The sequence below is a fragment of the Fibrobacter sp. UWH1 genome (assembly GCF_002210365.1).
Taxonomy (GTDB): Bacteria; Fibrobacterota; Fibrobacteria; order Fibrobacterales; family Fibrobacteraceae; genus Fibrobacter.
Map to the genome: position 1 here is coordinate 20,177 of NZ_MWQG01000012.1, position 12,734 is coordinate 32,910.

The 12,734-nt window shown below is 47.3% G+C and carries 12 protein-coding genes; 4 read left to right on the plus strand and 8 right to left on the minus strand.

Features of this window, described 5'->3' with window-relative positions; all coding sequences use genetic code 11:
• Positions 1-7 precede the first annotated feature (7 nt).
• A complete protein-coding gene (locus B7992_RS07270; protein ID WP_176421877.1) occupies positions 8-1,489 on the minus strand; it encodes an ATP-binding protein in 1,482 nt (493 codons plus the stop codon).
• A 547-nt stretch (positions 1,490-2,036) separates the two neighbouring features.
• Here B7992_RS07270 and B7992_RS07275 point away from each other — a divergent pair.
• Positions 2,037-2,315, plus strand: a complete 279-nt coding sequence (locus tag B7992_RS07275; RefSeq protein ID WP_141100400.1) for a hypothetical protein — start codon at positions 2,037-2,039, stop codon at positions 2,313-2,315.
• A 1,526-nt stretch (positions 2,316-3,841) separates the two neighbouring features.
• On the opposite strand, the gene B7992_RS07290 is transcribed toward B7992_RS07275, so the two are convergent.
• The 4 genes from B7992_RS07290 to B7992_RS07305 all read right to left on the minus strand — a co-directional run bounded on the left by B7992_RS07290 (position 3,842) and on the right by B7992_RS07305 (position 6,130).
• Positions 3,842-4,126, minus strand: coding sequence for a hypothetical protein (locus tag B7992_RS07290; RefSeq protein ID WP_088665926.1), 285 nt, complete (start codon positions 4,124-4,126; stop codon positions 3,842-3,844).
• A gap of 57 nt (positions 4,127-4,183) precedes the next feature.
• Positions 4,184-5,077 carry an Rpn family recombination-promoting nuclease/putative transposase gene (locus B7992_RS07295; RefSeq protein ID WP_088665927.1) on the minus strand — a complete coding sequence of 298 codons (894 nt, stop codon included), beginning with the start codon at positions 5,075-5,077 and terminating at the stop codon, positions 4,184-4,186.
• Between the two features lie 207 nt (positions 5,078-5,284).
• Complete coding sequence (locus tag B7992_RS07300; protein WP_176421878.1) at positions 5,285-5,527, minus strand: hypothetical protein; 243 nt, start codon at positions 5,525-5,527, stop codon at positions 5,285-5,287.
• Positions 5,528-5,584: 57 nt separating this feature from the next.
• Positions 5,585-6,130: a hypothetical protein gene (locus tag B7992_RS07305; protein ID WP_141100401.1), complete on the minus strand. Its 546-nt coding sequence runs from the start codon at positions 6,128-6,130 to the stop codon at positions 5,585-5,587.
• 10 nt (positions 6,131-6,140) lie between these two features.
• Between B7992_RS07305 and B7992_RS16620 the strand changes: the two genes are divergently transcribed.
• Both B7992_RS16620 and B7992_RS07315 read left to right on the plus strand, forming a co-directional pair.
• On the plus strand, positions 6,141-6,293 hold the full coding sequence (locus B7992_RS16620) for a hypothetical protein (RefSeq protein WP_176421879.1): 153 nt from the start codon (positions 6,141-6,143) through the stop codon (positions 6,291-6,293).
• 257 nt (positions 6,294-6,550) lie between these two features.
• Positions 6,551-7,996: a hypothetical protein gene (locus B7992_RS07315; RefSeq protein WP_088665931.1), complete on the plus strand. Its 1,446-nt coding sequence runs from the start codon at positions 6,551-6,553 to the stop codon at positions 7,994-7,996.
• A gap of 54 nt (positions 7,997-8,050) precedes the next feature.
• Here B7992_RS07315 and B7992_RS07320 read toward each other — a convergent pair whose 3' ends face one another.
• From B7992_RS07320 to B7992_RS07330, 3 genes are all read right to left on the minus strand, one after another.
• Complete coding sequence (locus B7992_RS07320) at positions 8,051-8,773, minus strand: hypothetical protein (RefSeq protein WP_088665932.1); 723 nt, start codon at positions 8,771-8,773, stop codon at positions 8,051-8,053.
• A gap of 30 nt (positions 8,774-8,803) precedes the next feature.
• Positions 8,804-9,604 carry a DUF6261 family protein gene (locus tag B7992_RS07325; RefSeq protein ID WP_073236835.1) on the minus strand — a complete coding sequence of 267 codons (801 nt, stop codon included), beginning with the start codon at positions 9,602-9,604 and terminating at the stop codon, positions 8,804-8,806.
• Positions 9,605-9,915: 311 nt separating this feature from the next.
• Complete coding sequence (locus tag B7992_RS07330) at positions 9,916-10,356, minus strand: hypothetical protein (RefSeq protein ID WP_088665933.1); 441 nt, start codon at positions 10,354-10,356, stop codon at positions 9,916-9,918.
• 542 nt (positions 10,357-10,898) lie between these two features.
• On the opposite strand from B7992_RS07330, the gene atzF reads away from it, so the two are divergent.
• A complete protein-coding gene (gene atzF / locus B7992_RS07335) occupies positions 10,899-12,725 on the plus strand; it encodes an allophanate hydrolase (RefSeq protein ID WP_088665934.1) in 1,827 nt (608 codons plus the stop codon).
• The last annotated feature ends 9 nt before the right edge of the window (positions 12,726-12,734 follow it).

Here is a 12,734-nt window from a genome sequence, read left to right on the forward strand (position 1 = left end):
GTATCTCTTACACCTTTTCTTTAATTTCAGGATGCTTGCAGAAAGGTTCTTTCTTAAAAACGTTTTCGACAGCTTCTTCCCTCGTAAGAGAGGAATTAAGTTCCATAACCATCTGGACCATCATCTTTGCGTTTTCTGTAATTTCAGCGATTCTCTCATCACTTACTACTTCGTCAATCTTATCTTGAGATTTGTCAACATAAATCTGCTGAAAAGGAACATTTTGTTCAATTTCCTTAAGAACCATCTCTACATAAGGCATAGCATCTTCATTGACCTTAGATTCTAGCAGTTTGAAAAGACTGGATTCACGATTGATGGAATAGACAAAATTGCCTCGGTTGTCAATGCGATTCCATACATATTCAAAATCGTCGTTAACTTTCGCAATACGTCCTCTATAAGTCTGCTTTTTTACCGCAACATCCATTACATCGTCAACAGCCCTGTTCAGTCGCTGACGAATACTTGCAGGAATCTTTGCGCTCTGCTTTTTAATGTCAATACCCCAAATGTCATCCAAAGTGTTGGGTATATCTACCTTAACTCGAGCATATTTGGAAAGTTCATCACGATGACGATTAAACCAGGTTCCCCAAACAATCAAGCGCTCATTACGATAGATATAATAGCCTTGCTTAGTTCTGTAATTTTCAATGCCACCAGACAGTTTTTTATCATCTTCGCTCAAGTCCTTTTGGAACGGCAAGACATAGGGGATAGCGGTAATCTTTCTTTCGACGCCATTTGCATCTTCAATTGGCAAAGTGATTTCTTTTCTCACCGTCGTCTTTTTATGACTTTCCAAAAATGGATCAAAAGGAATTAATGAGAAATTGTTAACCTTAATGGAGAGTCGATCCTTCTTATCCTTACTAAGAAAACGATGAAAAATCAGAGACAAATAATCACTCACTGCATTTTGCTGATCAACAATGCCGGCATATTCATCACCTGTTTCTTTTCGAATGAAATCGAAATTTTCCCAAACGACCACTGTACCAGACTTTTTATTACTCAAATAGTCATAATGGCGAACATCGCAAACTTGATTTTCAGAAAGATTTATCATGATCCAATCTTTCTTTTCATCAACGAGGTCAAGATCCCATACATAACCTGAGATCATATCACTTTTTTTGCTAATTACAGTCAAGCGCCTGCATTGGGAATGAGAAGCCGATTTTAAACCCATTCCAAAACGACCCAAATCTGACTCACTACGATTATCGCCCTTTAGAACACTCCCATATTTCATTGCATCAAAAAGTTCAGCCTTATTCATGCCAGAACCATTATCGCAAATGGCGATGTAAACATCACTGGGATCCACAGGAAATTTTACCTGAACATCATGAGCACCGGCACTAATGCTATTATCAATGACATCAGCAATCGCCGATTCCAAAGAATAACCCATAGAACGGATAGATTTGGATAGAACATCTGCCGCGGGTTCATTTCTCTCAAGTTTTAAACTTTCTTTCATATAATTTAAAAATAAGCTAAAAAAATGACACTTTAGTGTCATGTCTTAAAAAATATGCGATTATGCTGTTAATTTGGTCGCTTTTTAGGCGACATTTTGCCAGATTCCAAACTTTTCCAACCTGCGATGCGTTAGGGCGTGAAGCCGCGAAGCGGGGCGGACTCGCGCGGCGCTTGCATTGTGTTTATGCCAGGAGCGCGAGGCTGAACGGACGGCGAGCTGTGCGAGCCGATAACGCAAGGGCCCGCCCCCGGCGAGGTCCCGGCTCGGAGGCCGGGATGACATATGAGGGAGGAGCCGGGGAACGCCCAAAAGTCGAGAGCAACACGAACACCTGTGTTCGTACTGCCGAGACGCATGGGAGTGCGCTTGCGCCACGCCCATATCCCCCCCCTTGACGATCTAAAGATCGATCTCTACATTGCAGCGCATGTTAGAACATGCGTTGCTTTATTTTATACCTGTAAAAGGAGATCCTCCCCCTACGGGGACCAGCCACACTAAGGAACAAGTTCCTAAGTGTGTTGCAGCCGGCTCGGGGGCCGGGATGACATGTGGCGGGGAATTCCTTAAGATTCAGCCGGGCACGGGCGACGCCTTATCCCCCGACGATATAGCAAACGATTATACAGACTATGTAATCTGGAACCGATTCAAACCGGTTTGCCTTGATATTGACGGGGAACTGGGTATGGAGTGTTTGGATAGCGGGATGGTGTTACTTATGGACCCTATCGCTGCGCTCCAGGATGACATTCTGAAGGAGGTTCTGGAGCAGGCGTATGGCGACAGGAGCCTGGATACTGTTTTTCTTCTAGGGGACTAACGACTTTCATTTCCATAATATTCTTAGGAGGACTTCCACCTTATGTTATTTAAAACATATAGCCACAGAAACGCAGAAACGATCTTCAAGAAAACAGAAAAATACTCGTCTCTCTACAGAGATGTATTAACAGCCATTGATTCAATACAGGATGAAGATTTAATCCAAAATTTCAAAAATAGTCTTTCCGAGTCCTTTTTTGAGCTTTTAAAAGAACGTTTGACATCCTTGCAATGGAATACAATTTGCTAAAGCCCGTCTTGGCGTCTGAGCTGAACCATGTGGAAAAGGCAATTCAAACCTCGGCTGGAATCATCATTTGTGCAACCAATTAACATCTCCGTTATTGATTATCGGAATAGATGCTCCCAAAACATTCAGAATCAATCCTAAAACAAAGACTGTTGAAAAGTTGCAATGACATAGCGCCGACAATTGCAAAAAAGGACCCGCAAGGGGTCCTTATGTTCTATTTTCTCCATTTCCGGCAGCAGCGACTCGCACTTTAACATGTCGAGGGCGCGGTCAAAATATTTGATAGAGAAGACGTTGGCTACGAAAATATGTGTTCCGAGTGTATGGGCGAAAGTACCGTGAAAAGTTTGATGCAGTATATCCCGACAAAAGCAAGGATTGAAATGCATAAAATCAAGTAACGTTATCAACATAAATATAAAGACGAGGCGACTCTCATGCAAACAACTGTTTGCAAAATGATGTCTTATAACGAGAGTCCCTTGTTTTTTTCACGCGCTTATTCTAGTTTATGGATACCAACAATCCTCCAAGGTAAACAAACATGATTATAGATCCAATCGCTATAACGAACTACAATCTTGATCATCTTGAAAAATCCAAAGAAGCTTCGCTCAAGCGCTTGAAGGGCGCAGGCATTTTGGACGAGGATGGAAAACTTGCAAAAATATACCAGAGTTCCAAACAACCGCGAAAGTGACACAATCTACAGTTCACGTCCAAACCTTTATTTAGGTTTTCACGGATGTGAAAAATCCATTGGTTTCAAGCTTTTAACCGAACCCAACGACATCAAGATCAGTCAGAATAGCTACGAAAGCAACATCGAAAAATAAAAAACCTGCCGTTCGATTCTGCAAAAGACGAATTATTGAGAAAACTTGACTGCGCTGTAATTCAACATATGCATTACGTGAACGAACTGGACAATAACGGGAATGTATATGATACTGTTCGCGGGGCTTTTTCGTCCATCAAGGCTTCTAGATTATCCGCATTTCCTTCCGGATAGTCATGACATCAGTGCGAAGCAGGCTCGCCGCTTTCGACATGGAAATCAGTTCGTTTTCAAGAGCCTTATATACCAGGGACTCAAAACGATGTGAGGTTTCTGCAATCGCCAAGAATTTTAGTTAACAAGTTGTTAATTTTCAATCTCTGCATAGGATAGCGATGGGGGACGAGGGCAGAACACCCCAGGCGCCATACCGCTTCTATGACGAGGAAGCGCCGCCATTTGCAAAAAAAGGACCCACAAGGGTCCTTACGTTCTATTTCTGCATTTCAGCAAGCTTCGCCTTGAGTTCGGCAATCTCGCGTTCTTGCTTTTCGATGGTTTCGTCCTTTTCGGCCAGGGCATTGTCCTTTTCGGCGAGGGCGTTGTCCTTCTCGGCCAGTTTGGCATCCTTCGCCTTGCTTGCCGACTCCATCCTGCGAACCTTGCGTTCAAGGGCGCGGTATTCGTCTCCGGCACTCACAAAGCCAAGCCTTTGTCCAATACTCTTGAAAGCCATCTTCAGTTCCTCCAACGCCTTGCGGCTGACATACTCATCCAAATATAACTCAATCTTGCTGACAAGGCAAACGAAAGGACCCCCGCGGGGTCCTTGTGGTTATTTGCTCATTTCTGCCAGCTTTGCCTGAAGAGCGGCGATCAGCGCGTCCTTCTCAGCGAGGGCATTGTCCTTCTCGGCCAGTTTGGCATCTTTCGCCTTACTTGCCGACTCCATCCTGCGAACCTTGCGTTCAAGGGCGCGACGTACGTCAGCTGCGCTTACAAAGCCAAGCCTTTGTCCAATACTCTGGAATGCCATTTTAAGAACCTCCAATGCCTCCGGGCTGATATACTCTTCTAAATATAACTCAATCTTGCCGACAAGGCAAGCGCTTTCACTGCTGGGTAACGTCCGCAACTTTTTCTCCATTTCAGGCAGCAACGACTCGTACTTTATCATGTCGAAGGCGTACTTCATGGTGATGGCACCAATGGCCGCCTCAGCGTTGCTGTGAGCCAGGCAAAGGTCGTCGTCAATTTCCGCCAGGTTCACAAAGGCGAACTCGAAATGCGGAATGCGTCCGTTGTACAAGGCATGGATGTTTTTGTATTGTGCGAGAGGGTCCCAAGGGTCAGTTCCGTTATAGATAACGATGGCCTTGGTAGGAAGCCATCCATATTCAGTATTGCTCTTGTCAACCATCACGTTGATGGCATACTTGCCGATCTGCGACATAATCCCGTTACTGGGCGAAGACTTGTGCTCCAGCAGCAAACCAAAGCGCATTTCGCTACCGTCGAGAGCCTTTACCTTGAAGGCAAGATCCGCTTCGCCACGTTCGCCAACTTCGTCGAAGGCTTCGGGAATTTCTTCAAGGGTATCCAGGTCCACTTCGGCGAGGATGTCGGCCAGGTTTCGGTTTGTCTTTGACGCAATCTCGAAAAGAGCCTTCGTGTTCACGGGTTTCGAGTAGACGTATTTCAGGAATCCGTCATGTTTCCGTTTGTTCATGTATTGTTCTTTTATTCCGGCGACGCGGCCGGTTCGCAGGTAGAACGGTTCCTACCTGCTTATATACACGCAGCAAACGTCTCATTTGCACAGGAATTCTTTGTAAAAAAACTTTTCCCCTCTCGCGGGAAAAAGTTTGAATCCCGCTTCTATGACGAGGAAACGCCGACATTTGCAAAAAAAAGGACCCGCAGGGGTCCTTTCGTTCTATTTCTGCATTTCAGCGAGCTTGGCTTCAAGTTCCGCAATTCTGCGATCCTTTTCGGCCAGGGCATTGTCCTTTTCGGTGATTTCCGCATCTTTCGCCTTACTTGCCGACTCCATCCTGCGAACCTTGCGTTCAAGGGCGCGGTATTCATCACCTGCGCTTACAAAGCCAAGTCTTTGTCCGATACTCTGGAATGCCATTTTCAGAACCTCCAACGCCTTGCGGCTGACATACTCATCCAAATATAACTCAATCTTGCCGACAAGGCAAACAAAAGGACCCCCGCGGGGTCCTTGTGGTTATTTGCTCATTTCTGCCAGCTTTGCCTGAAGAGCGGCGATCAGCGCGTCCTTCTCAGCGAGGGCATTGTCCTTCTCGGCCAGGGCATTGTCCTTCTCGACCAGTTTGGCATCCTTCGCCTTGCTTGCCGACTCCATCCTGCGAACCTTGCGTTCAAGGGCACGGTATGCGTCTCCGGCGCTCACAAAGCCAAGCCTTTGTCCGATACTCTGGAATGCCATTTTCAGAACCTCCAATGCCTCCGGGCTAATGTACTCCCTCAAATATAACTCAATCTTGCCGACAAGGCAAGCGCTTTCGCTGCTAGGCAACGTCCGCAACTTTTTCTCCATCTCAGGCAGCAGCGACTCGTACTTTATCATGTCGAAGGCGTACTTCATTCCGTTATAGATAACGATGGCTTTGGTCGGAAGCCAGCCGTATTCGGAATTGCTCTTGTCTACCATCACGTTGATGGCGTACTTGCCTATCTGCGACATAATCCCGTTACTGGGCGAAGACTTGTGCAGCAAGGCTCGGGGAGCGAAGCGAGTACAGCCGGGCACGGGCGACAACTTGACGCGCGACGATATAGCAAACGGTTATACAGACTATGTGATATGGAACCGATTCAAACCGGAGTGCCTCGATATTGACGGGGAGTTGGATATGGAGTGTGTGGATAGCGGGATGGCTGCAGAACGTTTCGCTGCATTCGAAAAGACTTGATTTTCCTCTTGCATTTCTCGACAAATTAAGTTATCTTTGGCCTCGTTTTTTGGCATAGGGTTTTCGAGGTTCATCATGAGATTTCTTGCAGTTACGCTTGCAGGGGTGCTTTTTGCCTGTAGCGAAAATGTTTCTTCTTTCGAGGTCGGTTTTACAAGGGGCGAGCCCCTAGCCCAAACGGCAGCGGTCAGCTTTCCGGCAGACAAGTATACAGAGGCCTACTCCGGAATACTAACAAATTCTCTTACCCCCCCCATTTGTGCACTAGTTGTTCCGAAGGTTCGGAATATTGGCTGAACGACTCGGCAATCTTCAAAGACGAATACCTGGCCAGAGTCCAGGATTACGAACAGCGCGACCTTTCCCGCAGCACCTATACCCAGCCGATCGTCGACAGGCCCCCAATGGAGTACCCCTACGATGGCTGGACCTATCGCTTTTCTTACGGTTCCACAATTCCATTTAGCGATTCCCGCTACACGTCCATCACTACCATAAATTCCCAGAACGGAATGGACCAGATTCCGGAATCATCCCTTAGGGGGAACGGGGTCAGTGTTTATTGGATGGGCGAAGCACTCCCCCTGCCTTCTGGTTCGCCCAACGTGGTCCAGCCGGACTACAGGAATTACAGGCGCTTGCCAGAAGATATTTTAAGCTCCACGCGTCAGGTTCAGCTGATCGGGGTCTTGGCGCCAAACGTCTGCATTACGGGAATCGACTATATTTTCAATTACGTCAATGGCCATCAGCCGATCCTACCCAATAATCCGATGGTCAACGATATCCGTAGCGGTTGCGGCAGCTACTATCTCGGTGCCCACGTTTTCAACGATACCAGCAATCACAATATCGGCTACAATGCCGAAGCTGCCGTTCTCGACGACTACATATACAATACTAGAGTCATAATGCTTGCGTCTAACGGAGAACTATACGGAACACGGTTCCATCCTAATTCGGCGGGGAGCAGCCACAACGCCATTTCTGTGGCGGGCATCAGCACCCAGACTTTGTTGCTGGCAAGTATCGCCACCATGCCCCAGGTAGTAAATGCCGACAAGATCTTTTTGCCTTCGGAATCCCAGATTGTTGTCAAGAGGCATCTGACGGTGGCCAGCGAATATACCACCTACATGGTCGACGACCCTATTACGGGGAGCATGCGTTCGGCGGCGGCAACGGCCTATACGGCGGGCATGCTGGCCAACTTGCTTTCGGACCATCCCTTTTACCGCTGGCACCCCGAGGTCGTAAAGGCCCTGATGTTGACCACCAACGTTTCAAATGGAGGCACTCCCGATTACGTGGCCATGACCCACAACAATGTTTCGCGCTACTGGGTCGGGGGCAACGGCGACCATTTCGTAAAGGCAGATTCCGCCAACGTCGAAGAGATTTACGTACCCGATGCCGGGCCGGTTCGCGAAGGGGCCACCTGGCGCATGGCCATCGCCTGGCTCACCCGTGGCGATTATCCCCTTAGCCACGAATCGCTACAGCAAGAGATGAGCCTGAGCGTAAACGTGCTGAATGCCCGGGGCGAAATTCTGGAATCCTACACCGCCGACAAAGAAGGCCAGGGGCACCAGGTTCTAAACTTCAAGATTCCCGCCGGAGCCACCCGCGTCGAGTACGCCATCCGCCGAACCCAAAACAAAGGCGGCCGCACCCTGCTAGGCTTCAACCTGCATATAGAATAAAAAAAGGAGGTTGCACCTTGGCGGGGCAACCTCCATCTCCTTTTAGGTTAGATGTTAGTTATATAGGCTTCCTGAACGGGGTCTTCCTTTTTTACCGAAGGTCCGATGGGTAATCTTGTCTAGGGCAGTCAGGAACTTGTCACACTGCATGTCGAAATTCAGTCCTGATTGCAAATCCGCATTCCCTGTCAGCACCAAAAAGAGTTTTGTACACTCCTGGCGTAATTCCGCCTTGGTGCCGTATCCGGCTCTGTCGTGGCGCTTCTGAGCAATTTCATAGGCGGCCATGAAACCTTCTACAAAGACCTCTACACGTTCTAGGCGCTGCTTGATGTCGCTAGATTCATAGACTTCGGCATTGTTAGGGTCCTCCCCCAAAGTCTTGACATCAAGGATTCTTCTCTTGACTACCACGGTCGCTTCTGCAGGCACCAAATCTTCGATTACGATCCCATCCTGGATTACGCTACACACCCGTTGCGCAAAGGCAGCCCATTCCTCGTTTGTATTGTTCTGCAGGGCCCCTACGTATCTTGCGAAGTTTCTGTATAGTCCGAGCTGATTGTCAAAAAGTTCGCCCAAGGTCAGGATAGCGGCAGCGCTCCGTTCGTTGTCAATCACAATTTCCAGGTTCGCGACCCTGGCCCTGTAATTGCGGAGCAGCCTTCCAAAAGCTTCCTGCTTAATACAGGAACTGGCTTCCAGGACTTCCTTGTGGAACTTCAAGAATTCATCATCACTCATCTTTTGGGGTCTAAAGAAACTCATGCTAGTCATTCTTTGTTTTTTCTCCTTTTCAAGAGGTTGTTACGCCACCTCGGTCATCACGTCAGACACAACTTCCGTTGTACTTTCAGCAGCCTGTTCTGCAGTCTGATTGGCATTCTGTTCGCCCTTCTGGGCATTGGTCTTGCCACGATACAGATAGCGGATTTCATTTACAGCAGCAGACACATAGCTAACGAATCCCGTACAAGAAACATCTGCCTTGACCGTAGCAATATATTCCGCCAAATGGAAGGTTCTGTAGAACTGGACCATACATTCTTCACGCAGATCCTTGTTTTTCAGGGGGACACGATTTGCGCGTTCAACACGGCAGTCATTTCTAAGGTCAGAATAATTTGTCTGGATTTCTGTAAGAGTATTCACCCACAGTTCCAATTCACTACCGGCATAAATGGCGGCGTATTCTTCCTTAGCGACCACATCTTTCACGTGATCCAGAGACTTTTTGACCATGCTAGAAATGGCGTCGCGATTGACCGCAGCCGTATAACCGAAGCTCTTGACCAACTTCCAGATTTCGTTACCTAAAGCACGCTGGGTTTCGTTGGGGTGAACAGTCAGCACCTTCACATAGTTACGAAAACCACGGAACTGAACAGTACGTTCTACACCCGAAACAGATGCATCATGCTTCGCCATGATTTCAGAAACATTACGAGTGTAATCAACGAACTTCTGAACTGCGATTTCGTAGCTTGCCACCTGAGCAACCATTTCTTTAAGAGTGATACCCGAAGCAGAATTGATCACATTCCTATGGAAAGCGATGAAGTTATTGTCATTAAGTTTGCTTGCATTAATGATATTGTTATTAGACATATTAATTTATCCTTTTTAAGTTGTCTTGTTTATGTTATCAAAATAATCATTCATTTATTCTGACAACGGCCATAAGATACAAAAGTAGAACACCCAAAAACGGGCCCCTCAAAAAAAATTTTTTCTTCATTTTTTTCCATGAAAACATGGGTTGGGTGTATGAACGGCCCGATTTGGCGTATGAACGAGCACTTTTTTAAAAATCAACTTTTTATCAACAGGATATCAATACAAGACGTAAAGTTGTCAAAATGGCGAAATTTGCTCAAAAACGCCATTTCCATATATTCCAACTTGGAATATATGCCTTCTCAAAAAAACCTCAAAATTGGCCATTTTTGCATCCAAAATGCACTTGATCCGATAAATTGCCCTCGAAAATTTCTTTTAAACCGCTTTATATCCTGCGAATTCGCATCAAAATATCTTTTAATTTCCATCGGCACGATCGATAGCGCATCAAAATATCTTTTGATTGACTTTGTATCCGACAAAAGCGAATTAAAAGTTCTTTTAATCCGCTTTGCATCCGTCAAAAGGGCTTTAAAAGTTCCTTTAACCGGCATCTGCCCAATAAAAACCGCTTGAAAAGTTCTTTTGACCTGCCCTGCATCCGACAAAAGCGGGTTAAAAGTTCTTTCAACCGGCATCTGCATGATAAATACCGCTTGAAAAGTTCTTTTGATCTGCGTTGCATCCTGCGAATCCGCATCAAAATATCTTTTAATCCCCATCGGTACGATAAATAGCATTCCAAAAGTTCTTTTTAAGCGCCTTGCATCGGATCAATCGAATTTCTGCAGAAATCATCACCAGCTTAGCAACAGACACGATTTGACATGTAATTTTTCTACATTGCCATAGCTTTTGATGAAAAATTGTGCGAGGGTTTTCTCAGAAAGAAATTATCGGATTCCTTGTTTTTTTCCTATTCCCCTCAAAATCCATATTCACCAAAAACATAAAAATCAACTTTCAAAAAAGAGGTTTTTTATGGAAAAGTTCATCGTTTCTTGGTTTGTAACCTAGCGGGGCAAAGAAGTGCTTCTTTAAAAGCTGATTTTGTGAAGTATCTCATATAATCTCTATTTCTACACTAAAAAAAGCATTTTCCACCCTATGTAATTCTTTACATTTTGTGTTTATGATTTCTGCACTTTTTATAAAAAACATGAAGTTTTCTATTGCCAAATCATAGGGCTTGAGCTACTTTATGAAGGTAATTTAATAAGTCTAATTCGAGTCGAGACGCCAGTCAAAACTGCAGCCGGCCGCATCCTACAAGGAGGCCGCCATGGCCCAAAAAAGTTTTAGTGTTCTAGATCTCAGAATTTCAAGTCTCCGCTCCGCCTACGAAAAGGGCGAAACATCGCCGCGAGAAGTTGTCCAAAAATTGCGCGACGCCATGGAGGCGGCCCCCAAGGAAATCTGGATTGCAAAGACCAGCAAGGAACAGCTGGAAAAATATCTAACCGCATTGGAAAGTGTCGCCGGCAGCGGCAACGGTTTCAAGATTCCTGCAGATAAGCCTTTGTTCGGTATTCCCTTTGCCATCAAGGATAACATCGACTGCGAAGGCATGGAAAGTACTTCGGCCTGCCCCGCCTACGCCTATATGCCCAAGAAGTCCGCGTTCGTGGTGGAACGTTTGATCGAGGCGGGAGCTATTCCCATGGGCAAGACCAACATGGATCAGTTTGCCACGGGGCTTGTGGGCGTGCGTTCCCCTTACGGATGCATTCCCAACAGGTATGCGCCGGAATATGTTTCGGGCGGAAGCAGCAGCGGTTCTGCCGCCGCATTGGCCTACGGTCTTTGCAGTTTTTCGCTGGGTACAGATACGGCAGGCTCTGGACGAGTTCCCGCCGCATTCAACAAGCTTGTGGGAGTAAAGCCTACCCGCGGCTTGCTTAGCACCAGCGGCGTGATTCCCGCTTGCCGCAGTCTGGATTGCGTCAGCATTTTTGCATTGGATAACAGCGACGCCCGCTATGTATTGAACATCGCCGGGGCCGAAGATAGCGAAGACGCCTACTCACGAGTGGCCCCCTGGAACGAGGCTGCCGTGAATGCAAAGGGGGCTGCTGTGAACGCAAGGGGGGCTGCGCCGAGGCTCCCCGAAAATTGGACTTTCGGTGTTCCCGAAGAAAGCGAGCTGAACTTCTTTGGGAATGAGGGTTACAAGGCGGCCTTCTACCGCGCCGTCGAGGCATTCGAAAAGGCTGGCGGTACCAAGGTGACGATTCATTTTACCCCCTTCCTGGAAGCAGCCCGCCTGCTTTATGAAGGCCCCTGGGTTTTCGAACGCTACGATGCCGTGGGCAAGTTCATCGAGGAACATCCCGATGAAATCTTCCCCGTTACCAAGCAGATCATTAGCCCCAAGGTAACGCCCCACCCCTCCGAAGTTTTCGCCGGGTTCCACGCCTTGCAAGCCAAGAAGAAAATCGCCGACCGTGAATTCGCCAAGGTAGATGTTCTGCTTACGCCTACGGCCGGCACCATCTACAAGACAGCCGAAGTGAACGCCGACCCCATCAAGCTGAACAGTAACTTGGGTTATTATACCAACTACATGAACTTGCTGGATTATTCTGCATTGGCTATCCCCGCAGGCGTGGCCGACAGCACCGACCCCAACGCACCCAAGCTCCCCTTTGGCGTAACCATCGTAGGCCACGCTTTTGATGATTTCAAGTTGCTGGATGTCGCCGAAAAGGTAACGCCCTTCCTTAGCGAAAAGATTCCTCTGGCGGTGTGCGGAGCCCACCTGAAGGGTGAACCTTTGCATTATCAATTGGAAACCGCAGACTTTTTAGGTGCTGCAGAGACTGCTGCCGAATACAAGATGTACGCCTTCAAGGAAGGCACTATCCAGAAGCCTGCCATGATCGCCGGCAACAGCAGCTTCTATGTGGAGCTTTACGCCCTTACTCCCGAAGAATTCGGCAAGTTCGTCGCCGCCATCCCAGCCCCTCTCGGCATCGGAAAGATCAAGCTTTCTGACGGCCGCATGGTCCCCGGATTTATCGGCGACGGAAGCATCTCGGTAATGGCCTTCGAAGGAACCGCCACCGACATCTCCGAATACGGCGACTGGCGCAAGTACGTTCATAAATAAGAACTTTAT